The following is a 22,724-nucleotide window of genomic DNA, read 5'->3' as shown; positions in this document are numbered from 1 at the left end:
AGACGGCAATGAACAAGCATTCCGACCTCAAGGCCGCCCGGATCGTCGGTGGCGTACATTCCGACCAGCGCCATGACTCCGCGCACAAGCATGTGGCCGGCACTGCCGTCTATATCGACGACATGCCCGAGCCGGCCGGCACGCTGCATGCCGGCCTCGGCCTGTCGACCGTTGCGCATGGCATCCTGAAGAGCGTCGACCTGTCGTCGGTGCGCGCCGCGCCCGGCGTGGTCGACGTGCTGACCTATGAAGACGTGCCGGGCGAGAACGACATTTCGCCGAGCGGCATGCATGACGACCCGGTGCTGGCCGAAGGCAAGGTGCAGTTCCACGGCCAGCCGATCTTCTGCGTGATTGCCGAAACGCGCGAGCAGGCTCGCCGCGCCGCGCGTCTGGCGAAGATCGAATATGAAGAGCTCGACCCAATCGTCCACATCTGGGGCCTCGATCCCGAGAAGGACAAGCAGGTCACCACGCCGCTGACGCTGAAGCGAGGCGATGCGGCTGCCGCGATCGCGGCTTCGCCGCGCCGCGTCAAGGGCAGCATGAAGCTCGGCGGCCAGGACCATTTCTATCTCGAAGGCCAGGTTGCGCTGGCGGTGCCGGGCGAGGACGACGAGATCCTCGTCTACAGCTCTACCCAGGGTCCGAGCGAAACGCAGCATATGGTGGCGCATGCGCTGGGCGTGCCGAGCCACGCGGTGACAATCGAAGTGCGCCGCATGGGCGGCGGCTTCGGCGGCAAGGAAACCCAGGCCAACCAGTGCGCGGCCATTGCGGCAATTGCGGCCAAGAAGTTCAAGCGGGCGGTGAAGATCCGGCTCGACCGCGACGAGGACATGACCGCCACCGGCAAACGGCACGACTTCGTCATCGACTACGAGGTCGGCTTCGACGAAGAGGGCCACATCCTCGGCGTCGACTACATGTTCGCGCTCAATGCCGGTTTCTCGGCCGACCTGTCGGGTCCGGTGGGCGACCGCGCGCTGTTCCACTGCGACAACGCCTATTTCTATCCGGCCGTGCATGCCAAGTCGGCGCCGCTCTACACCAACACCGTCTCGAACACCGCCTTCCGCGGCTTCGGCGGCCCGCAGGGCATGGTCGGTTGCGAGCGCGTCATCGAGGAGGTGGCCTTTGCCGTGGGCAAGGACCCGCTCGAAATCCGCAAGCTGAATTTCTACGACGCGATGGGCGTTGCCGGCGAGCGCAACGTCACGCCCTATCACCAGAAGGTCGAGGACTGCATCATCCAGCGCATCGTGGCGGAGCTGGAAGAGAGCGCCGACTATGCCGGTCGCCGCCGCGCGATTGCCGAGTTCAACGCCAAGAACCGCTTCATCAAACGTGGCATCGCGCTGACGCCGGTCAAGTTCGGCATTTCCTTCACCAAGACCGAGTCCAACCAGGCCGGCGCTCTGGTGCATGTCTATTCCGACGGCTCGGTGCACATGAACCACGGCGGCACCGAGATGGGGCAGGGCCTGCATCTCAAGGTGGCGCAGGTGGTGGCGGAAGAGTTCCAGATCGATCTCGACCGGGTGAAGATTACCGCGACGACCACGGCCAAGGTGCCGAACACATCACCTACGGCAGCCTCTTCCGGCGCCGATCTCAACGGCATGGCCGCGCAGAATGCGGCGCGGCAGATCCGCAAGCGGCTCACCGATTTCGCGGCCGACCGCTATCAGATTCCAGCCGATCAGGTTGTGTTCCTGCCCAACCGGGTGCGCGTCGGCAACCAGGAGATCAGCTTCAACGATCTGGTCAAGCAGGCCTACATCGCCCGCGTCCAGCTTTCGGCGGCCGGTCACTACAAGACGCCGAAGATCCATTGGGACCGAGCCAAGGGCCGGGGCCACGCCTTCTACTACTACGCCTATGGCGCGGCCTGCTCGGAGGTGTCGGTCGACACGCTGACCGGCGAATATGTGGTCGAACGCACCGACATTTTGCACGACGTCGGCCGCTCGCTGAACCGGGCCATCGACATCGGCCAGGTGGAGGGCGGTTTCGTCCAGGGCATGGGCTGGCTGACCACCGAGGAGCTGGTATGGGACGAGAAGGGCCGGCTGCGCACCCATGCGCCCTCGACCTACAAGATTCCGCTCGCTTCCGACCGGCCGAAGGTCTTCAATGTGGCATTGACCGATTGGTCGGAGGCCTATGAGCCGACGATCCATCGCTCAAAGGCTGTGGGCGAACCGCCGCTGCCGCTTGGCATCTCGGTGCTCCAAGCCTTGTCTGATGCGGTGGCGAGCGTCGCCGACCACAAGGTTTGCCCGCGACTCGACGCGCCCGCGACGCCCGAGCGCGTGCTGATGGCAATCGAAAGATTAAGGGCTGAAACGGCGGACAAGTGACACGCAACATTGAGCGTCTCCGCTCTTTCCTCGATCACGCGCCGCAAGCGGCACTCGTCGAGGTGACGGAGGCAAAAGGCTCGACGCCCCGCGAGACCGGGGCACATATGCTGGTTTCGCCGCAGGCCATCTTCGGCACGATCGGCGGCGGTCACCTCGAATTCATGGCAATCGACCGGGCACGCCAGATGCTGGCGGCGCCCCGTGATGTTGGAGCCGAGCACATCGAGCTCGACATTCCGCTCGGACCCGAAATCGGCCAGTGCTGCGGCGGCCGCGTCGGCCTGTCGATCAGGCCCGTGGACGCGGCGCTGCGCGAGGAAATGATCGCGCAGGCACGCGTCGAGGACGCGGCGAGCCCGCATATCTATGTCTTCGGCGGCGGCCATGTCGGCCATGCCCTTGCATCGGCGTTTTCGCTTTTGCCGGTGCACGCGACGGTGGTGGACACCCGCGCCGATGCGCTCGACGGTATGCCGGACACGGTCGAGACGCGCCTGACGCCAGTGCCGGAGGAGATGGTGCGCGAGGCGCCCGCCGGCTCCGCCTTCGTGGTGCTGACGCACGACCATGCGCTCGACTTCCTGATCGTCGCCGAGGCATTGAAGCGCGACGACGCAGCCTATGTCGGCATGATCGGCTCGAAGACCAAGAAGGCCACCTTCAAGAGCTGGTTCCTCAAGACGGCCGGCGGCACCGAAGAGGTTTTTGCTCGGCTCGTCTCGCCCATCGGCGGTGATGCGGTGAAGGACAAGCGCCCGGCCGTGATTGCTGCACTTGCGGCGGCCGAGATCATGACCGCGCTGGTCGAGCATGGTTCGCCCCTCAGTGAAGGCCAGAGCCCAGCGATGGGCTGACCGAATCTTTTCTCCTCTGTTTAGAGGATACGCTGGCCGCGCAATCCTGATACGCCTCATAACCAGAACGTTTCACGGCGAGGTAGGATCGTTCTGCCGGCGGCAATTCGAGCCAAGGTCGAGGAGCGGCACAGGTCGTGCCGGGGTGCGGCCTGCGCCGGAGACCGTGGCACCTGGCTCGAATTGACCCCGGCCCAGAGTTGGAGGACACCATGCGGGGTACCCACCGTTACATTCTTGCTGCCTTGTTCTGCGCGGCTTCGACCGCGTTCAGCTTCGCGGCTTTCGGCGCTGAGGAACATGGCGCTCAGGGCAGCCAGAAACCCGAGGCGGCCGTCAACACAGCCGATCCGCAGGGCTACACCCTCCTGGCGGACAATAGTAGTTTCAAGGATTTCAGGATCGGCAAGGCCGGCCAGTTGATGATCATCAGGCCGAACACTTTCGGCGGCCTGCAGGTGAATGGGCTGGAGATCGCCAGGAACAATGTGCCGCTGGCAGGCAATGGCAACTTCCTTAGCGGCAGCAGCATCTGCCAGCAGTGGACGTCCAATCTCGATCGGCTCAACGGCGCCTTCAAGGATATGATCCGGTCGACGGTCAATCCGAGAATGGGCGGCTTCACCATCCGCTCCGACGCGCGGTCGCGGCTGACGCAAAACTGCGGCGCCCGCGCCGAGGTCCTGACGGCCTGCGACAACAAGGTCACGGTGCGCATCGCGCTGCCCGGCAACCGTTTCCAGTTCCATGTCACGACGCCTTCGGTGATCGGCGGGTGGGCGGACCCTGAATTCTCGGTCGACTTCGATCTCTTAGCGCGGACGGAGATCTCCATTCCCAACAGGGTCACGAGCCCGATGGGTATCGGCAAAACCACGATCACGGCTTCGAACATCCGGCTGAATTCGCACAACGTCAGCGGCAGCCTCTTATTGGCGGTGCAGAAGGTTCATCAGTACTTCACCGGCATAGACCTGACGCAGCAGCTGACCCAGGATCGCCAGTTCAACTTCGGCGGTATCCAGCAGCCGGTGGCGGATCTCAACCCGTGGCTCAAAAGGATTCCGTCGGACCATCGCATCGAGGCATGCCTGAACGACAACGTGTTGAGGCTCAATGCCGTCAACGGTCCGGAAGACCCCGGTCCGATCGTGAAGTGACGCTGCCGGGCGGAGCTACTTCCCCGCCAGCGCCTCGCGGATCAGGCGCTGGCAGCGGTCGGCCATGAAGTCGAGCAGCAGGCGCACCTTGGGGTCCTGCAGGTTCTTGTGCGGGTAGACGGCGGCGAGCTGGACCGGCATCGGCGGCGTCTCGGGCAGGATGATCTTCAGCCGCCCCTCGCGGATGAAATGCTCGACGTCGAAGCGCGGCTTGTTGACGACGCCGCGCCCGGCCAGCGCCCAGCTGGTCAGGACGTCGCCGTCGTCGGAATCGAACGGGCCGCGCACTTCGAACTTGGCCGGGCCCGTGGGCGACGAGAGCGTCCAGAAGAACTCGCGCATGCCGGGAAAGCGAAGCAGCAGGCAGTCGTGCCGCCTGTCGACCAGCTCCTGGGCCGTCGTGGGCTCGCCGCGCCGCTCGAGATATTCGGGGGCGGCGACCAGGACGCGCTCGCACTCCATGATGCCGCGCATCCTGAGGCTCGAATCCTCCAGTAGCCCCAGCCGGAAGGCAACGTCGATGCCTTCCTTCATGATATCGACATTGTGGTCCGAAAGCCGAAGTCGCACCTCGATGTCGGGATATTTGTCGTGGAATTCGGGGATGCCCGAGGCGATGAGCCGGCGGCCGAGGCCGAGCGGCGCGGTGACCTTGATCGTGCCGCGCGGCTGGCCGGAAAGGGCGCTGACTGCCGCTTCCGCCTCGGTGATCGCCGCCAGCACCTGCTTGGCGCCGTTATAGAACACGCCGCCATGTTCGGTCGGCATCAACTGGCGCGTGGTGCGGTTGAAAAGCCTGACGCCGAGATGCTTTTCCAACTCCTTGATGCGGTTGGAGGCGACCGCCGGCGAGATGCGCATGTCGCGCCCGGCCGCCGACAGGTTGCCGAGTTCGACGACCCGGACGAAGACGGCAAGATTGTCGAGATAGGCCATTCGTGGCTGATTTCCGTGGTCCGTAAGCTGAAACCGATAGAGTGACCCTAGTATTTTTTATTTTTTTTTGAAAGTCATCGTATGGCTGGGCTCTTTCCGTTTGCTGGCGAGCACGTAAAGTCGAGCGCCGGTTGAGAGGACTATCGATGAACGACTACGCGGTTTTGTGGGACTGGTTGAGCTTCGGCATGCGCTGGACGCATGTCATCACGGCGATCGCCTGGATCGGCTCGTCCTTCTATTTCGTCGCGCTGGACCTTGGCCTGCGCCAGCGGCCAGGCCTGCCCAAGGGCGCCTTCGGCGAGGAATGGCAGGTGCATGGCGGCGGCTTCTACCACATCCAGAAATATCTGGTGGCGCCCGAGCAGATGCCCGAGCATCTGACCTGGTTCAAATGGGAGTCCTACTTCACCTGGATGACGGGCTTTGCCATGCTCGCCATCGTCTACTATGCGGGCGCGGACCTGTTCCTGGTCGACCGCAACGTGCTCGATGTCTCGGCCCCGGTCGCCATCCTGATCTCGCTCGCCTGCCTGGCCGGCGGCTGGATAGTCTACGATCTTCTCTGCCGCTGGCTGATCGGTAAGGCCGATACCGGCCTGATGATCCTGCTCTACATCATCCTGGTGTTCATGGCCTGGGGGCTGACGCATCTGTTCACCGGCCGCGCCGCCTTCCTGCATCTGGGCGCCATCACCGCCACGATCATGTCGGCCAACGTCTTCATGGTCATCATTCCGAACCAGAAGATCGTCGTTGCCGACCTCATCGCCGGCCGCAAGCCCGACCCGAAATATGGCAAGATCGCCAAGCAGCGCTCGCTGCACAACAACTACCTGACGCTGCCGGTTCTGTTCCTGATGCTGTCGAACCACTATCCGCTGGCGTTCGGCACTGAGTTCAACTGGATCATCGCCTCGCTGGTGTTCATGATGGGCGTGCTGATCCGGCACTATTTCAACACCCGGCATGCCAACAAGGGCAACCCGACCTGGACCTGGCTGGTCACCGCCATCCTCTTCGTCATCATCATCTGGCTTTCGACGGTGCCGAAGGTGCTGACCGACGAGCCAAAGATTACTGCCGCCGATCAGGCGCTGGTCGCCTCGACGCATTTTCCGGCCGCGCGCGACACCGTGCTCAGCCGCTGCTCGATGTGCCATGCGGCAGAGCCCGTCTATGAAGGTATCCACCAGGCACCCAAGGGCGTGAAGCTCGATACCGACGAGGCGATTGCCGCTCACGCCCGCGAGATATATCTCCAGGCCGGGCGCAGCCATGCCATGCCGCCCGGCAACGTCACCGAGATCACGCCGCAGGAGCGGCAGCTGCTGGTGACCTGGTTCGAAGAGGCAGGAAAGAAGACGCAGCAATGACCGAAACCCTCCTTCGCGGCCGCACGCTGAGCTTTTGGCGCTGGCCCGACGCTATCGACGATCACGGCGCCTATTCCTATCAGGAAGACGGCGGCGTGCTCATCCGCGAAGGCAGGATCGTCGCCACCGGCGCCTATGAGGACGTGGCACGCCAGGCCGGCGAGGGGGCGCAAAAGATCGACCACCGGCCGCATCTCATCATACCCGGCTTCGTCGACGCCCATGTGCATTATCCGCAGCTGCAGGTTCTCGCTTCCTACGGTGCCGAGCTTCTCGGCTGGCTGAACACTTACACCTTCCCGGAAGAGACCAAGTTCCGCGACGCGCAATATGGCCGCCGCGTGGCGCGTCAGTTCCTCGACGAGATGGTGCGCCACGGCACCACCACCGTCGCCGCCTATTGCTCGGTGCACAAGCAGTCGGCCGAGGCCTTCTTCGAGGAGAGCCACGCGCGCAACATGCTCAACATCGCCGGCAAGGTGATGATGGATCGCAACGCGCCGGAAGGCGTGCTCGACACGCCGCAATCGGGCTATGACGACACCAAGGCGCTGATCCGCGAGTGGCACGGCAAGGGTCGCCAGCACTATGCGATCACGCCGCGCTTCGCCATCACCTCCTCGCCCGAGCAGATGGAGACGGCCAAGGCCCTGGCGGCCGAGTTCCCCGACCTGCACATCCAGACGCATCTTTCGGAGAACCACGCCGAGATCGCGTTCACGCAGGAACTCTATCCGTGGTCGCGCGACTATACCGACGTCTATGAGCATTACGGCCTGCTGGGTCCCAAGACCCTGCTCGGCCACTGCATCCATCTGTCGGAGCGCGAGGCGGATGCCCTGTCGGACTCCGGCTCGGTGGCGGTTTTTTGTCCTACCTCCAACCTCTTCCTAGGCTCTGGCCTGTTCGACTACCAGCGCTACCGCACGCGGGAAAAACCGCTGCGCATCGCGACCGCGACCGATGTGGGTGGCGGCACCAACTATTCCATGCTGCGCACCATGGACGAGGGCTACAAGGTGATCGCGCTGAACGGCGAGAAGCTGAACCCCTTCGCCTCCTTCTGGCAAATGACGCTCGGCAATGCGCGGGCGCTGTCGCTGGAAGACCGGATCGGCACGCTGGATGCCGGCACCGATGCCGACATCGTTGTGCTGGATTCCCGCGCCACGCCGATCATGAAGCTCCGCATGGAAGCGATCGGGACGCTGGCCGAAGAGCTGTTCCTGCTGCAGACCGTGGGCGACGACCGCGCCGTGCGCGAAGTCTATATTGCGGGGCGACCCGCGAAAGGCGATATGGCATAGCAGCAGTAGCGTAAGCCCAGAGGGAACCAACCATGACCGGACAATCCAAGCTTATCGGGATGGTGGGCGGCATGAGCTGGGAATCGAGCGCCATATACTATCGGCTGCTCAACCAGGGGGCGGGTGCACGGCTCGGCGGGCACCACAATGCCCGGTCGCTTCTGTATACTCTCGACTTCGATGAGATAAACCGCATGGCTGCTCTCGGCCGTTGGGACGTCGTCGCCGAAAGGGTGGGCGAGGCGGCGCGCTGCCTGGAAAAGGGCGGCGCCGACTTCGTGATGCTGACCGCCGTGTCGGCGCACCGTGTCGCCGACGAGGTGAAAGCGGCCATCTCCGTGCCCTTGCTGCATGTTGCGGACCCGACAGCGCAAAGCATCAAGGCCAGGGGCCTTTCGCGCGTCGGCCTGCTTGGCACACGCTATACGATGGAACAGGATTTCCTTTCCGGACGGCTGAGGGATCACGGCCTCGAAGTCCTTACGCCGAATGCCGAACAGCGCGAGAGGCTGCATCGCATCATCATCGATGAACTGACGCTCGGCAAAGTTGAGGAGGCGTCGCGGGCCGCGCTGCTCGAGACGACCGCGGACCTTGAGGCGCGCGGCGCGCAAGGGTTCATCCTGGGCTGCACGGAACTGCCCCTGCTGGTGGGCACGGGAGAATATCCGCTCCCGGCCTTCGACGTGACCCAGCTGCATGTCGAAGCAGCGCTGGACATGGCGTTGGCCGATGTGCTGACCTGATCCGGACAAAGCCAGCTGCGACATCGGGAGAGAGGACGAAATGGCCGGGGACATCGAACGTATCAAGACGCAGGAAGCGGAGCTCGTTTTCGACCGCTTCGACGAGGCCGTCGCCTTCGAGATCGGCTCGGCCATCCGCGAGCGGGCGCTTCGGGAAGACCTGCCGATAATCGTCGATATCCGCACCTTCGACCGGCCGCTCTTTTATGCCGCCATGCCCGGCTCGAACGCCTCCAATCCGGACTGGGCGCGGCGCAAGATCAATGTGGTCAAGCGCTACCTCAAGAGCACCTATCGGCTGGTGCTCGAGCAGAACCGTCCCGACCGCACCTTCAAGGTGGGCGAGGGGCTCGACATAGCCGACTATGTGCTGGCCGGCGGCGGCTTTCCGGTCAGGGTCAAGGGGGCCGGCGTCATCGGCGTGATCGCCGTTTCGGGCCTGCCGGAGCGGGAGGATCACAATGTGGTCGTGGCCGCGCTTGCTGCCTATCTCGGGCATTCTGCCGAGGCCCTGGCGCTGCCGCCGCTGGAGGCTGCGGCCTGATCCGGCTGCGAAGGGAAACCGCTCGTGACCTCCTTCGATGCAAAATCCTTCCTCACCTCCATCTTCGACGCCGCCGTTGCCGCCGCCGACCCGGAACTGACCATCCGCGCGCAGCTGCCGGAGAAGCCCAAGGGGCGGACCATCGTGATCGGCGCCGGCAAGGGCTCGGCGCAGATGGCGGCGGCGCTCGAGAAGGTATGGGACGGGCCGCTGGAAGGGCTGGTGGTGACACGCTACGGCTATGGCGCGCCGACCGAGCGCATCGAGGTGATCGAGGCGGCGCATCCCGTGCCGGATGCCGCCGGGCTGGACGCCGCGCGCCGGCTGCTTGAGACGGTCAACGGCCTGTCGAGCGACGATCTGGTGGTGGCGCTCGTCTCCGGTGGCGGCTCGGCGCTGCTGCCGTCGCCGGCCGGTAAGCTGACGCTGGCCGATGAGATTGCCGTCAACGAGGCGTTGCTCGCCTCCGGCGCGCCGATCTCGGTGATGAACCTGATCCGCAAGCATGTTTCGACCATCAAGGGCGGGCGGCTGGCGGCGGCAGCCCATCCGGCCAGAGTGGTTTCGCTGATCGTCTCTGACATTCCCGGCGACAACCCCGCGCTCGTTGCTTCCGGCCCGACCGTGCCCGACGCGGGCGACCGCGCCGAGGCGCTGGCGGCGATCGAGACCTATGGCATGAAGCTGCCCGAGGCAGTGATGGCGCATCTCAATTCGCCGGAAGCCGATGCGCCCCTTCCGAACGATACGCGCTTTGCCCGCAACGAGGTGCGGCTGATCGCTTCGGCTGCGGTGTCGCTCGAAGCTGCTGCGGCCGAGGCGAAACGGCAAGGTATCGAGGCGGTCATCCTGTCCGATTCCATCGAGGGCGAGGCGCGCGAGGTGGGCGCGGTGCATGCGGCGATCGCGCGCGAGGTGGCGATGCGCGACCGGCCGTTCCGCAAGCCGGTGCTGATCCTGTCGGGCGGCGAGACGACGGTGACGCTGCGCGCGAAGGGCAAGGGCGGGCGCAACAGCGAATTCCTGCTGGCCTTCGCGCTCGGCATTCAGGGATTTGAAGGCATCCACGCGCTGGCGGCCGACACCGACGGCATTGACGGCTCGGAGGACAATGCCGGCGCCTTTGCCGATGGCGAAAGCGTGGCGCGCATGCGTGTGGCGGGCGTCGATGCGCGCGCCATGCTGGCCGGCAATAACGCCTGGACGGCGTTCCATTCCGTCGGCGATCTTTTCGTGCCGGGTCCGACGGGCACGAATGTGAATGATCTGAGGGCGATTTTGGTGACCTGACCGCGTCAGGCGGCCATCAGTTTTCCAACTGCGCGCATATCCGCCAGAAATCGCCTGCGCTCGGCCTGCTTGTCGATCTCTTCCGGAATGCGAAGGATAAAGGAGGGGTGGATGGTCACGAAGACGCGCAGGCCGTCATCCCGCTCGACCACGCTGCCGCGCAGCTTCGTCACCGCAACCGCTTTGCCCAGCAGTGCCTGCGCGGCCGTGGCGCCCAGCGCCACCACGAGCTTCGGCCGGGTCAGCGATAGCTCAGCATCCAGCCACCAGCGGCAGGCCTGGATCTCGCCGGCATTGGGCTTCATGTGCAGCCGCCGCTTGCCGCGCGGTTCGAACTTGAAGTGCTTTACGGCATTGGTGACATAGGTTTTGGCGCGGTCGATGTCGGCCTCTTCGAGCACATCGTCGAAGACATGACCCGCCGGCCCGACGAAAGGCCGGCCGGCAAGGTCTTCCTGGTCGCCCGGCTGCTCGCCGACGAAGACCACGGCCGCATGTTCCGGCCCTTCGCCGAAGACGGTTTGCGTAGCGTCGCGCCAGAGCTGGCAGCGCCGGCATGTGCGGGCCGCTTCGCGCGCGGCTTCGATCGTCGGGAAATCCGGCTGCTCGTCAAACGACAGCTGAGTCGGCATGGCCGCCTCCTGCTAGCCCCTCATTCGAAAAATGAGCGAGGGGCGTGCAGGTTCCGGCGGGCGCGTGCTTATACTTCGTGGAGATACAGGTGGTAGTCGAGTTCGCTCACCGTGCGGGCGACACGGAAATATTCGGATTCCTTGATCGCCGTGAAGGTGCGGTGCAGGTCCTCGCCCAGCGCCTGCTTGAGGAAAGCCGAGCCCTTGGCCGCCTCGATGGCGCTACGCCAGTCGGACGGCATCTTTCCGCGAGCATCCGAACCCGACTCGTAACCATTGCCGGTCGTCTCCGGGCCCGGATCGAGCTTCTCGTCGAGGCCCTTGGCGATGCCGGCCAGCACGGTCGCGGCCACCAGATAGGGGTTGGCGTCGACGCCCGAGGGGCGGTGCTCGATGCGGCGGTTCTTGGCTTCGCCCGCCGGAACGCGTAGCGCCACCGAGCGGTTGTTGACGCCCCAGGTCGGCGCCACCGGCGCGTAGGACTGCGAGACGAAACGTCGCCAGGAATTGGCGTGCGGCGCAAACACCAGCATGGATTCGGCCATGGTGGCGGCGAGCCCGCCCAGCGCATGCAGCAGCGTCGGCGACCACTGGCCTTCGGTCGTTTCGGTGAAGACGTTTTTGCCGGCGTCGTCCTGCAGCGAGACGTGGAAATGCATGCCCGAGCCGGCGTATTTCTCGATGGGCTTGGCCATGAAGCAGGCGGTGACGCCGTGGCGGCGCGCCTGCGCGCGCACGATGCGCTTCAGCATGACGAGATCGTCGGCAGCTTGCAGCACGTCCTTGCGGTAGTGCAGCGTCAGCTCGTACTGGCCGGGCGCATATTCGGAGATGACCGTCTCGGCCGGAATCCCTTGCGCCTTGGCAGCGGCGTAGATGTCCGAGAACAGCGGCTCCATGCCGTGCAGATGGTCGACCGAATAGACCTCGGTCTTGCCGCTCTTGCGGCCGTCCAGCACGGCGTTGGCCGGCTGCACGCGGCCCTCGGCGTCGCGCTCATTGGAGAGCAGGAAGAATTCCAGCTCGAAGGCGCCGGCCGGGTGCAGGCCCTTGGCGGCGAGCGCCTCGACCTGGCGAACCAGCGCAAGGCGCGGGTCGGACGTCATCGGCGCGCCGTCGAGGTGGAACATCGACATCAGCAGCTGCCCGCGCGCCGGGCTGGTGCCGTAGAGCGGCTTCAGCGTGCCGGGAATGGGCCAGGCGCGCAGGTCGCCGTCGCCGGAATCCCAGATCAGGCCGGTCTCGTGCACGTCCTCGCCGGTGATGTCGAGGCCGAGGATGGAGATTGGCAGATGGCGGCCGTTCTCGAAGACGCCCATCAGTTCGTGGCGGCGGATGATCTTGCCGCGGCCGACGCCGTTGGGGTCGGTGAGAACGATGTCGAAGGCTTCGATTTCAGGATGGGCATCGAGGAAAGCCTTGGCTTCTTCGATGGTGGAACCGGTGGGCGAGGTCATGGGATGTACTCTTAGGTGAATTTGAAATCGGATGCGGCGAATGCACGAACGCATCCCTACTGGCAGCCGGGCCGCAGGGATGCCTTGTCCGTCAGGCCATCAGGTCGGCTGCGATGTCGTCGAAGGCGGCGATCAGCTTGTCGACCTGTTTCTTCGTCGTTTCCGGCGAGATCAGCATCATGTTGTGGAAGGGCGCGATCAGCACGCCGCGATTGACCAGCGCGACATGGACCGCCGCTTCCAGCTCGGACGCATGCGCGGCTTCGGCCTCGCCGCCATTCTTCAGCGGGCCGGGGGCGCAGATGAACTCGACGCGGGCGCCGACGCGCTGGACATGCCAGGGCAAGTTATGGCGCGCGATCGACTCTTCCAGCCCGGCGGCCAGCCGGCCGGCGAGCTTTTCCATATGCGCGTAGTTCTCCTCGGTCATCACCTCTTCGAGGTTGGCGCGCATGGCGGCGAACTGCAGCGGATTAGCCGAGAGCGTGGTGCCCATGCCGGAATAGCCTGGCTCGCGGGTGCGGTTATAGGCGTCGTAGCGTTCGCCCACCTCGGCGCTCATGCCCCAGACGCTGGTTGGCACGCCGCCGGCCACCGGCTTGCCGAGCACGAAGAGATCGGGCTCGAGATCGTATTTGCGGGTGTAGCCCCCGGGGCCGGTGGAGATGGTGTGCGTCTCGTCGATCAAAAGCAGCGTGCCGTGCCGGCGGGTAATAGTGCGCAGGGCTTCGTGGAAGCCGGGCTCGGGCAGCACCATGCAGCAGTTGGTCAGCACCGGCTCGGTGATGACGCAGGCGACATCGCCGTCGGCAAGCGCTGCCTCGAGTGCGGGCAGGTCGTTGAACTCGACGATCTTTGTGTTTTGGGTGAGGTCGCGGAACTCGCCCGCGAGGCCCGGGCGATTGATCGGCTGACCGTCCCTCAGGCGCACCATGGTCTCGTCCACGGCCCCATGGTAGCAGCCGTTGAAGACGAGGATTTTTGCCCGCTTGGTGATTGCACGCGCTACGCGCAGCGCAAAGCGGTTGGCGTCGGTGGCGGTGGTGGCGATCTGCCAGTGCGGTAGGCCGAAGCGCGAGGCGAGCAATTCGCCCAGCGGCAGCGCGTCCTCGCTCGGCAGCATGTAGGTCAGGCCGCGCTTGGCCTGGCGGCGGATGGCCTTAGCCACCGGCGCGGGGGAGTGGCCGAACATGGAGCCGGTGTCACCGAGGCAGAAATCGGCAAGCTTGTTGCCGTCGATGTCGGTGATTGTGGTGCCCTTGGCTTTTTCGACGATGATCGGGAACGGGGTGGGCCAGTCGTTCATCCAGTGCATCGGCACGCCGTCGAGAAAGCCTTTGACGCCGTTGCCGAAGGCGGCCTCGGATTTCGGTCGTGCCTCGCGGAAATGTGTTGCCTCGGTAGCGCGGATGGTCGCGATGCGCGCAAGACTTATGCCGCCCTGCGTGGCGGCTGCGTTCCCTGATGTCTGCAATTATTTCCTACCCATTTTGTGGAGCAGGATTTGTAGCGTCCCGCCTGCATTCAGGCAATGGCGGGCGTTTGGGGCAGATTTCCTGGCGCGGGCCGCTCAGCCAGCGATGTCGATCACGCCGCAGTCGCCGGTCTCGGAGCCGAAGGCGATGCGCCGTTCCTCGTCGTCCCAGGCCATGGCGGTGATGGCGCCCTTGCCGGGGCGGCGCAGCAGAACTTCCTTCTGGTCGGCGAAACGGGCGGCGATGATCATGCCGTCATTGTAGCCGATGGCGACGATCTCCTCGCTGGGGTGGCAGGCCACGCAGGTGACGGCGGCGTTGCCGCGCGTGCCGAGCTCCAGCGGCGCCTTGCCCATCGGGCCGTCCTTGCCGACGAAGGGCCAGACGATGGCCGCCGGCGCGCCGGAACTGGCCAGCCACTTGCCCTTGACGCTCCACGACAGGCTTTTGACCTTGAGCGGGTAGCCGCTCATGCGCATGTGCTTGCCATCGGCGAGGCGCCAGCCGTGCAGGGCGTTTTCCTGCATGGTGGTGACGAGATAGTTGCCGTCCGGCGAGAAGGTGATGCCGGTGTGGGCGCCTGCCCATTCCAGCTCCACCGGCTTGCCCTCGGTGGCCGGAAAATGCAGCGTCGCGCCATTGTAGCGGGCGACGCCGATGCGCATGCCCTTGGGCGCGAACGCGATGCCCTCAACCGAGCGGGGATGGACGAAATCCTTCACCTTGCCGTCGGAGAAACGGACGCTGGCCGTCTTGCCGGTGGCGTAAGCGATGGCGCCCTGCGGACCGGCGGCAACGCTGGTGACCCACTTCTTGCCGATCTCGGCCAGGACCTCGACCGCATCGCCTGCGCCCAGCGCACAGACCTTGCCGTCCTCGCCGCCGGTTATCAGCCGCGAGCGGGCGGCGTCGTAGGCGGTGGACAAGAGACCGTCGTGCAGCTCGGTCCATTTATGGCCATGGTCGAGCCGATGGACTACACCGTCGGCCAGCGCGAAATGCGGCACCCCGCCGAGGAAGGCGGTGGCGATGCAGTGGCCTTCGAGGTCAAGCGGGGCGACGGTGGGCATGGGCTGGCTCGTAGTAATCTTGAAGTGAAACTTAGCATTTTTTCGCGCCCCCCTCTGCCCTGCCGGGCATCTCCCCCGCAAGGGAGGAGATCAGATGTCGTCCCCGCTTTCGCTAATCTCCATCGCACAAGAAGCACGGTGAGCAAGCGGCCGGCTAATCTCCCCCCCCTTGCGGGGGAGATGCCCGGCAGGGCAGAGGGGGGCAACGTGGGGCACCAAGATATGTGATCAGATACCAATCACGCCGCCTGGCAGGCCTCGAAGCTCCTGCGGAGACGCTCTTCGTCGAGCTTGCGGCCGATGAAGACGAGACGGCTCTCGTGCTTCTCGTCGTCCTTCCAGGCGCGTTGGTGGTCGCCCTCGACGATCATGTGCACGCCCTGGATGACGTAGCGATCCGGATCGTCCTTGAAGGCGATGATGCCCTTGAGGCGCAGGATATTCGGCCCCTCGAGCTGGGTGACCTTCTCGATCCAGGGGAAAAACTTTTTCTGGTCCATCACGCCGCCGCGCAGCGACACCGACTGCACCGTCACGTCATGGATCGGCGAGGCATGGTCGTGATGATGGTGGTGATCATGGTCATGATCGTGGTGATGGTGGTCGTGGCCGCAATCCGGGCCGCACTCATGATCGTGGTCATGGTCATGCGCTTCCAGGAAATCCGGGTCGTTCTCCAGCACGCGCTTGAGGTCGAAGGCGCCGCGGTCGAGAACGGTTTCGAGCGGCACGCCGGCACGGGTGGTGCGGTGGATGGTGGCGGCGGGGTTGATGGCGCGGATGGTGGCTTCGACGTCGCGCAGTTCCTCGGGCGTCACCAGGTCGGTCTTGTTGAGCAGCACCACGTCGGCGAAGGCGATCTGGTCCTCGGCTTCACGGCTGTCCTTCAGGCGCAGCGGCAGGTGCTTTGCGTCGACCAGCGCCACGACGGCGTCGAGCTTGGTCTTGGAGCGGACGTCGTCGTCCATGAAGAAGGTCTGCGCCACCGGCACCGGGTCGGCAAGGCCGGTGGTTTCCACCACGATGGCGTCGAAGCGGCCGGGACGGCGCATCAGGCCTTCCACGACGCGGATCAGGTCGCCGCGCACGGTGCAGCACACGCAGCCATTGTTCATCTCGTAGATTTCCTCGTCGGATTCCACGATCAGATCATTGTCGATGCCGATCTCGCCGAATTCGTTGACGATGACGGCGTAGCGCTTGCCGTGGTTTTCGGATAGGATGCGGTTAAGCAGCGTGGTCTTGCCCGAGCCGAGATAGCCGGTGAGCACCGTTACGGGAATCTGCGTCTGTGCTTCGCTCATGGTGGTCCTCGAATGGATGGTTGGGCTCCATATAGGACGGCGTTTCCGCTTTTGCACCTGCCAATCGGCGCGGCCGATAGGGCCTGCATTACCGAAAATTGACTGTGACGGCAGCGCCCGCTCACCTAAATAGAAGGTGCGTGGCTTGCTCTGCAGGGAAATGCCATGACGGTGAAAAGACCATCCGGACCGCAAATCAACCGCCGCCAGGCGCTTGGCCTGCTTGCCGTGACCGCCGTCGGCGGCGCATTCGTGCCGCGGGAAGCGCTGGCGCAGGACAAGTCGCTTGCCGATACATCGCTGCTGATGCCGGATGCCGGGGTCTGTTCGATCACGCCCGAAGTGACCGAGGGCCCGTTCTATTTCGATCCGGAACTGGAGCGTCAGGACATCACCGAGGGACGCAAGGGCGTGCCGCTGGTGGTGCGCCTGCAGGCGGTTGACGCGCAATGTCGGCCGCTCGCCAGGGCGCGGGTCGATATCTGGCACTGCGACGCCAAGGGCATCTATTCCGGCTATCCGGGGCAGGGCGACGGCGGCAACATCGACACGTCCGGCCAGAAATTCCTGCGCGGCATCCAGCACACGGACGGGCGCGGCATCGTCACGTTCAGGACGATCTACCCCGGCTGGTACAGCGGCCGCACGACGCATATCCACTTCAAGGTGTTTCCGGACGACAAATCGGTGATGACCGGGCAGCTGTTCTTTCCCGACGACCTCAGCGAGCATCTCTTCGCCAGCGTTGCGCCCTATAACCATCGGCCGCACAGACGCGACGTGTTCAACGGGGACGATGGAATCGCCCGGCGCGCTGGCCCGCTGTCGCAGGCGGCGCTGCGCGAGGCGGTGGGTGCCTACGAGGCGCTGCTGATCGTTGCGATTGACGCCGGCTAGCAAGCGGCAGCGCTAGCGAAGCAAATTACTTTGTCATCTAACCGTTACGTCTCTCTGGCATTAGCGCCATTGCGCGGAACCGTGATTGCCGGCAAAGGCCGCGCGACGACTGGCACCCTTGTTATTATTGCCAATTGGGCCGGCTGCACTATTCTGTGCCGAGGGGGTCGGCGCGGCCTTAAGAGGTGATGGATGGCCAAGGCAGACAAAAGCGCGACCATGAGCCGGCTGCATTCAGCGGCGAGGCTGTCGCGGACGGCACTAGCCGCTCGGTTGCTGGAATACGGATTCTATGCCGGGCAGGACCAGATCATGCTGGCGCTGAACACCGAGGACGGGCAGACGCCCGGCCAACTCGCTGCTCGCCTCGGCGTGCGGCCGCCCACGGTCACCAAGACCATCAACCGCCTTCAGGTGCAGGGTTTCCTCGAGAAGCGCGCCTCGGAGGCCGATGCCCGCCAGGCCCATGTGTTCCTGACCGAGACCGGTCGCGAGACTATCCGCTCGATCGAGAAGTCGGTGCGCAAGACCGAGAAGCAGGCCTTCCGCGGCTTCGACAAGAAGGAACAGAAGCTGCTTGGCAAGCTTCTGTCGCGTATCGAGGCCAATCTTTCTCACGCCCACGAAATCGAGGCCGAGGAAGAGCACGAGATCGAGCCGCACGCCGAAGCGGCCGAATAGGGCTTCGCATTCAGCTCAGCCTGGCGCGACAGCAAGCGAGCTTGGCCGCACGAGCGCGGCCCAGCGACCGGGCGTCATGCCATAGGCTTTCTTGAACTGCCGGTTGAGGTGGCTCTGGTCGGTAAAGCCGGTGGCCACCGCAATTTCGGCCAGTGGCTCGCCGGTCTCGATCAGGCGGCGGGCTCGCTGCAGGCGGCGCATCACCAGAAAACGATGCGGGCTGGTCGAGAACACGGCGTGGAAATGGCGCGACAGCGCATAGCGGTCGAGACCGGTGACCGCTTCCAGCTCGCCTGAGCGCACCAGGCGCTCGGCATTGACTTCAAGATAGTCGCGGGCAAGGTGCGCGGCCCTCAAGGCAGGCCTGCCGAGCGGTTTTGGTGGCTGGCCGGCGTGCCCGGCGAGGCTGCGCGCCAGTTGCGTGACAAAATCGTCGAGAAACAATTCGTCCAGCGTCTGGTCGAGCGGGCCCAGCGCCGAAAGCAGTGTGGCGCAAAGCGCTTCGTCGGTGAGGACCGGGTTGCGCACGAAGGGCAGCGAGCTTCCCCCGGCGCCGAGGCAATCGAGCAGCAGGGACGGCTCGAGGTAGAGCATCCGGTAGCGCAGGCCTTCCTCGGTTCCGGCGCCGCCGTCATGCAGTTCGTCGGGATGGATCACGATCACCTGGCCGGGCCGGCTGTAGCGCATGCGTCCGCGGTAGCGGAAGGCCTGCACGCCGTTCAGCGTCACGCCGATCGCGTAGGTGTCGTGGCGGTGCAGGGCATAGGCTTCGCCATGGAACCTTGCCTCGATGCGTTCCATGCCGGTCAGCGCCGGGGCAGGCACGATGCGGTTTTCGCGGTCATCCGCGCACAAACGTCCAAGACGCTCTGCGGCGGCGGTGTCTAGATGGCTCTGCATCGGCTCAGTCCGCTCATTGCCATCAACCAGGGATTTCCATGTTCGATACCAAGCTTGCCATCGTCCTGCGCGAAGACCTCGCCGTCTGGCAGAAACTCAACGTAACAGCATTCCTCGCAAGCGGCATCGTCGCCCAGTGTCCGGATGTCATCGGCGAACCCTATGTGGATGCTGCCGGCAATGCCTACAACCCGTTGTCCGTCCAGCCGGTCATCGTGCTGGCCGCGGATGGCGAGACGATGGCCGCCATTCACCGGCGCTCGCTCGATCGCGGCGTCAGGACCTCGCTCTACATCGAAGAAATGTTCTCGACCGGCCACGATGCGGCCAACCGGGCCGTCTTCGCGGAGTTCGCGCCGCCGGAGGCCAAGGTCGTCGGCATCGCGCTTCGCGCCGACAAGAAAGTCGTCGACAAGATCGTCAAGGGCGCGCGCATGCATGGCTGACCGTGCGGCGCGAACGCAACATGCGCGCCGCATTGCTATTGGACCAGCCAATTGGGCTTGCGCCCGCCAGCGGCCTCGCTCACAAGCGGGCGAGCAACCCAAGCGAGCGATCCCACTTCTGTGAGTACCACTACAGCCACCCACGAGCAGGCGACCCCGACCGCGGCGATCCTGCTCGTCTTCAGCGCCGGATTCATGTTCTCCTGCCTCGATTCCAGCGCCAAATATCTGGTGCTGTCGGGACTGCCGGCGCCGTTCATTTCCTGGGTGCGCTTTGCGGTCCATGTGGTGCTGGCGCTGCTGCTGTTCCGCAGCTGGGCCAATCCGAGCATGTTCCGGGTCAAGAACCTGCCCATGCAGGTGTTGCGCGGCATCTTCCTGTTCGGCTCGACCATCTTCAATTTCGCGGCGCTGAAAACGCTGCAACTGGCCGAGACCACCTCGATCTATTTCTTCGCTCCAATGGTGATAACCGCCCTTGCCGGGCCGCTGCTGGGCGAATGGGCCGGCTGGCGGCGCTGGATGGCGATTCTAGCCGGCTTTGTCGGCGTGCTGGTCATCACCCGGCCGGGCGTCGCCGCCTTCCAGATGGGCCATGTCTATGCGGTGTGCTCGACCATCAGCTACTGCCTCTATGTCATCATGACCCGGCATATGAGCGCGACCGAGACGGCCGAAAGCCTCATCTTCTATTCGGCGCTGGCGCCCGCCGTGCTGATGCTGCCGGTGGGCGTCTATACCGCAGCGCTGCCGACCGATGCGTTCCACTGGATGATCCTGCTTCTGCTCGGCTTCTTCGGCGGCTTCGGCCACTGGCTGCTCATCAAGGCCTACAAGCAGGCGACCACGACGGCGCTGGCACCTTATCCCTACCTGCAGATGGTCTGGATGATCGGCTTCGGCTACATGATCTTCGGGCAGCTGCCGGACAAATGGACGATTGCCGGCGCCGGCATCATCGTGGCGAGCGGCCTCTATATCGTGCACCGCGAGCACCGGCTTAGGCTGAAGAACCGCACCCTCCCAATGGCTGAGGACGAGGACCTGGCAAAAAAGCTTTGATTTGCCAGCGGTCGGTGGCATATAGGCTTTTAAACAGTTTAAAAACCTCAATGCCATGCGCCCTGTGGGCCGGGAGGACGTGCTGGCACAGAAGATCAAGCTTTCGACCATTGCCGATGCGCTCGGCGTTTCCACTGCAACCGTGTCGCTTGCGCTGCGCGACAGTCCGCTGGTCGCCGACGCGACGCGGGACAAGATCAAGGAACATGCGCGCGCCATAGGCTATATCTACAACCGCCGCGCGGCATCGCTGCGTACGTCGCGGTCGGGCATCGTCGGGGTCGTCGTCCACGACATCATGAACCCCTTCTTTGCCGAGATCCTGCGCTCCATCGAAAGCGAGCTCGACCGCAGCCGCCAGACCTTCATCCTCTCCAACCACTATGACGACCTCGAAAAGCAGCGCACCTTCATCGACACGCTGCTGCAGCTCGGTGCCGACGGGGTGATCATGTCGCCCGCCATCGGAACGCCGGCCGAGGACATCATCATGGCCGAGGATAACGGCCTGCCGGCGGTGTTGATCGCGCGTACGGTGGAGGGGGCGAATGTGCCGGTGTTCCGCGGCGACGACGCCTATGGCACCGGCCTTGCCACCAACCATCTGATCTCGCTCGGCCACAAGCGTATCGCCATGATCGGCGGCACCGACCAGACGTCGACCGGCCGCGACCGCTATCACGGTTATCGCAAGGCCATGGAGGCGGCGGGGCTGGAGGTCAACCCGACGTGGCGCATTCCCGGGCCGCGCACCAAGCAGGCGGGGTTCGAGGCTGCGAGCCAGTTCCTGGCGCTGAAGGACAAGCCGACCGCCGCCGTGTGCTGGAACGATCTGGTCGCCATCGGCCTGATGAATGGCATTGCCCGCGCCGGGCTCGTGCCCGGCGTCGATATTTCGGTGACCGGCTATGACGATCTCGAGGAGGCGGCTATCGCGACGCCCGCGCTGACGACCGTGTGGAACGGCCAGCGCGAGGTGGGCCGCCGCGCTGCAAGCGCGCTGCTCGACAAGCTGAACGGCCAGCCGGTCCGGCCTTCACAGGAGCTGATCCGGCCGGAACTGCATGTCCGGCAATCGACCGGCAAGCCTGTGGAGAGGACATGACCGAAAAACTTCCCGTGACGATCCTGGTGCCGGGTCGTCTGCACGAACGCTCCGTGCAGCGCATCGACCAGTCGTTCCGCATGGTGCGTATCGACCATGTGCAGCCTGACCTGCTGACGCCCGAGATGAAGCGCGACGTGCGCGGCGTGGCGGCCATGGGTTTTTTGGAGCCGCTTGGCGCTGCCTTTATCGACGCGCTGCCCAATCTGGAGATCATCGCGTCCTTCGGCGTCGGCTACGACGCGATCGATGCCGCCTATGCCGGCAGCAAGGGCGTGATGGTGACCAATACGCCCGACGTGCTGACCGAGGAGGTGGCTGACACCGCGCTTGGCCTGCTGCTCAACACCGTGCGCGAACTGCCGCGCGCCGAAGCCTATTTGCGCGCCGGCCGCTGGGAGAAGGAAGGCAACTATCCTCTGACGCCGATGACGCTGCGCGGCCGCCGAGCCGGCATTTTCGGCATGGGCAGGATCGGCATGGCGATTGCCAAGCGGCTCGAGGCGTTCGGGCTGACGATCGCCTATCACAACCGCCGGCCGGTCGAGGGACTGGCCTATCCCTACTATCCGAGCCTCGAGGAACTGGCGGAATCGGTCGACACGCTGATCTCGGTGGTGCCGGGCGGGGCGGCGACAGAAAAGATCGTCAACGCAAAGATCTTCAAGGCGTTGGGGCCGGAGGGCGTGTTCATCAATATCGGACGCGGCAGCACGGTCGACGAAGAAGCGCTGATCGAGGCGCTGCGCGAGGGCACGATCCGCGCTGCGGGGCTCGACGTGTTTGCCGAGGAGCCGCATGTGCCGCAGGGGCTGATCGACCTGCCCAATGCGGTGCTCCTGCCGCATGTCGGCTCGGCTTCCGTGCACACGCGCAATGCCATGGCCGACCTGGTGGTCGACAATTTGATTTCCTGGTTCTCGAACGGCGAGGCTCTGACGCCGGTCGCCGAGACGGCGCATGTCGTAGCGAAGGCCAAGGGCTGAATGAAAAAAGATCGGATGATTGGGGCTCCCGTGGCGCTCCCGCTGCGGGGGTGACAGGATTTCAATCTGCGGGCAGGCTCCTCAAGCTTAACTGGTCAAGGAGCCATGCCCATGGATCTGTTCGTCGGTC

The 22,724-nt window shown here is 64.7% G+C and carries 21 protein-coding genes; 14 read left to right on the top strand and 7 right to left on the bottom strand.

Going from position 1 to position 22,724, the window contains the following annotated elements; all coding sequences use genetic code 11:
- Positions 1-8: 8 nt before the first annotated feature.
- From xdhB to C7I85_RS25780, 3 genes are all read left to right on the top strand, one after another.
- Positions 9-2,363, top strand: a complete 2,355-nt coding sequence (gene xdhB / locus C7I85_RS25790) for a xanthine dehydrogenase molybdopterin binding subunit (protein WP_106726870.1) — start codon at positions 9-11, stop codon at positions 2,361-2,363.
- Complete coding sequence (xdhC, locus tag C7I85_RS25785) at positions 2,360-3,220, top strand: xanthine dehydrogenase accessory protein XdhC (RefSeq protein WP_106726869.1); 861 nt, start codon at positions 2,360-2,362, stop codon at positions 3,218-3,220. The genes xdhB and xdhC overlap by 4 nt, the downstream gene beginning before the upstream one ends.
- Positions 3,221-3,432: 212 nt before the next feature.
- Entirely contained in the window at positions 3,433-4,380 is a 948-nt protein-coding gene (locus C7I85_RS25780; protein ID WP_106726868.1) for a hypothetical protein, read from the top strand.
- Between the two features lie 15 nt (positions 4,381-4,395).
- Here C7I85_RS25780 and C7I85_RS25775 read toward each other — a convergent pair whose 3' ends face one another.
- Positions 4,396-5,316 (bottom strand): LysR family transcriptional regulator, encoded by a 921-nt coding sequence (locus C7I85_RS25775; RefSeq protein ID WP_106726867.1) that lies wholly within the window; start codon positions 5,314-5,316, stop codon positions 4,396-4,398.
- A gap of 146 nt (positions 5,317-5,462) precedes the next feature.
- On the opposite strand from C7I85_RS25775, the gene C7I85_RS25770 reads away from it, so the two are divergent.
- Genes C7I85_RS25770 through C7I85_RS25750 form a run of 5 tightly spaced genes read left to right on the top strand, consistent with a single transcriptional unit; the run spans position 5,463 to position 10,579 of the window.
- Positions 5,463-6,692 carry a urate hydroxylase PuuD gene (locus tag C7I85_RS25770; RefSeq protein ID WP_106726866.1) on the top strand — a complete coding sequence of 410 codons (1,230 nt, stop codon included), beginning with the start codon at positions 5,463-5,465 and terminating at the stop codon, positions 6,690-6,692.
- Entirely contained in the window at positions 6,689-7,999 is a 1,311-nt protein-coding gene (guaD, locus tag C7I85_RS25765) for a guanine deaminase (RefSeq protein WP_106726865.1), read from the top strand. The genes C7I85_RS25770 and guaD overlap by 4 nt, the downstream gene beginning before the upstream one ends.
- Positions 8,000-8,031: 32 nt before the next feature.
- Positions 8,032-8,745 (top strand): aspartate/glutamate racemase family protein, encoded by a 714-nt coding sequence (locus C7I85_RS25760; RefSeq protein WP_106726864.1) that lies wholly within the window; start codon positions 8,032-8,034, stop codon positions 8,743-8,745.
- Between the two features lie 40 nt (positions 8,746-8,785).
- Positions 8,786-9,289 carry a heme-degrading domain-containing protein gene (locus C7I85_RS25755; protein ID WP_106726863.1) on the top strand — a complete coding sequence of 168 codons (504 nt, stop codon included), beginning with the start codon at positions 8,786-8,788 and terminating at the stop codon, positions 9,287-9,289.
- 24 nt (positions 9,290-9,313) lie between these two features.
- Positions 9,314-10,579: a glycerate kinase type-2 family protein gene (locus tag C7I85_RS25750; RefSeq protein WP_106726862.1), complete on the top strand. Its 1,266-nt coding sequence runs from the start codon at positions 9,314-9,316 to the stop codon at positions 10,577-10,579.
- A 5-nt stretch (positions 10,580-10,584) separates the two neighbouring features.
- On the opposite strand, the gene C7I85_RS25745 is transcribed toward C7I85_RS25750, so the two are convergent.
- From C7I85_RS25745 to C7I85_RS25720, 5 genes are all read right to left on the bottom strand, one after another.
- Positions 10,585-11,211, bottom strand: coding sequence for a UdgX family uracil-DNA binding protein (locus C7I85_RS25745; RefSeq protein ID WP_106726861.1), 627 nt, complete (start codon positions 11,209-11,211; stop codon positions 10,585-10,587).
- Positions 11,212-11,279: 68 nt separating this feature from the next.
- On the bottom strand, positions 11,280-12,668 hold the full coding sequence (locus C7I85_RS25740; RefSeq protein WP_106726860.1) for a glutamine synthetase family protein: 1,389 nt from the start codon (positions 12,666-12,668) through the stop codon (positions 11,280-11,282).
- 91 nt (positions 12,669-12,759) lie between these two features.
- Positions 12,760-14,142: an aspartate aminotransferase family protein gene (locus C7I85_RS25735; RefSeq protein ID WP_106726859.1), complete on the bottom strand. Its 1,383-nt coding sequence runs from the start codon at positions 14,140-14,142 to the stop codon at positions 12,760-12,762.
- Between the two features lie 96 nt (positions 14,143-14,238).
- Positions 14,239-15,213, bottom strand: a complete 975-nt coding sequence (locus C7I85_RS25730) for a WD40 repeat domain-containing protein (protein WP_106726858.1) — start codon at positions 15,211-15,213, stop codon at positions 14,239-14,241.
- A gap of 239 nt (positions 15,214-15,452) precedes the next feature.
- Complete coding sequence (locus C7I85_RS25720) at positions 15,453-16,517, bottom strand: CobW family GTP-binding protein (RefSeq protein WP_106726856.1); 1,065 nt, start codon at positions 16,515-16,517, stop codon at positions 15,453-15,455.
- Positions 16,518-16,682: 165 nt separating this feature from the next.
- Here C7I85_RS25720 and C7I85_RS25715 point away from each other — a divergent pair, with 165 nt between their 5' ends.
- Both C7I85_RS25715 and C7I85_RS25710 read left to right on the top strand, forming a co-directional pair.
- A complete protein-coding gene (locus C7I85_RS25715) occupies positions 16,683-17,414 on the top strand; it encodes an intradiol ring-cleavage dioxygenase (protein WP_106726855.1) in 732 nt (243 codons plus the stop codon).
- A gap of 192 nt (positions 17,415-17,606) precedes the next feature.
- Positions 17,607-18,095, top strand: a complete 489-nt coding sequence (locus tag C7I85_RS25710) for a MarR family winged helix-turn-helix transcriptional regulator (RefSeq protein ID WP_106726854.1) — start codon at positions 17,607-17,609, stop codon at positions 18,093-18,095.
- Positions 18,096-18,110: 15 nt separating this feature from the next.
- Here the strand turns inward: C7I85_RS25710 and C7I85_RS25705 are convergent, their stop codons facing one another.
- Positions 18,111-18,995: an AraC family transcriptional regulator gene (locus C7I85_RS25705; RefSeq protein ID WP_106726853.1), complete on the bottom strand. Its 885-nt coding sequence runs from the start codon at positions 18,993-18,995 to the stop codon at positions 18,111-18,113.
- 38 nt (positions 18,996-19,033) lie between these two features.
- On the opposite strand from C7I85_RS25705, the gene C7I85_RS25700 reads away from it, so the two are divergent.
- The 4 genes from C7I85_RS25700 to C7I85_RS25685 all read left to right on the top strand — a co-directional run bounded on the left by C7I85_RS25700 (position 19,034) and on the right by C7I85_RS25685 (position 22,594).
- On the top strand, positions 19,034-19,441 hold the full coding sequence (locus C7I85_RS25700; protein ID WP_106726852.1) for a DUF2000 family protein: 408 nt from the start codon (positions 19,034-19,036) through the stop codon (positions 19,439-19,441).
- Positions 19,442-19,561: 120 nt separating this feature from the next.
- On the top strand, positions 19,562-20,503 hold the full coding sequence (locus C7I85_RS25695) for a DMT family transporter (RefSeq protein WP_106726851.1): 942 nt from the start codon (positions 19,562-19,564) through the stop codon (positions 20,501-20,503).
- Between the two features lie 82 nt (positions 20,504-20,585).
- Complete coding sequence (locus tag C7I85_RS25690; protein ID WP_106726905.1) at positions 20,586-21,608, top strand: LacI family DNA-binding transcriptional regulator; 1,023 nt, start codon at positions 20,586-20,588, stop codon at positions 21,606-21,608.
- A complete protein-coding gene (locus C7I85_RS25685; RefSeq protein ID WP_106726850.1) occupies positions 21,605-22,594 on the top strand; it encodes a 2-hydroxyacid dehydrogenase in 990 nt (329 codons plus the stop codon). Before C7I85_RS25690 ends, C7I85_RS25685 begins: the two co-directional genes overlap by 4 nt.
- The last annotated feature ends 130 nt before the right edge of the window (positions 22,595-22,724 follow it).

Origin of the sequence: Pseudaminobacter soli (ex Li et al. 2025), assembly GCF_003012705.1 — a bacterium.
In the GTDB taxonomy this organism is placed as follows: Bacteria; Pseudomonadota; Alphaproteobacteria; order Rhizobiales; family Rhizobiaceae; genus Pseudaminobacter; species Pseudaminobacter soli.
The sequence above is the reverse complement of the archived record's forward strand: the minus strand, read 5'-3'. Positions and strand labels throughout refer to the sequence as shown.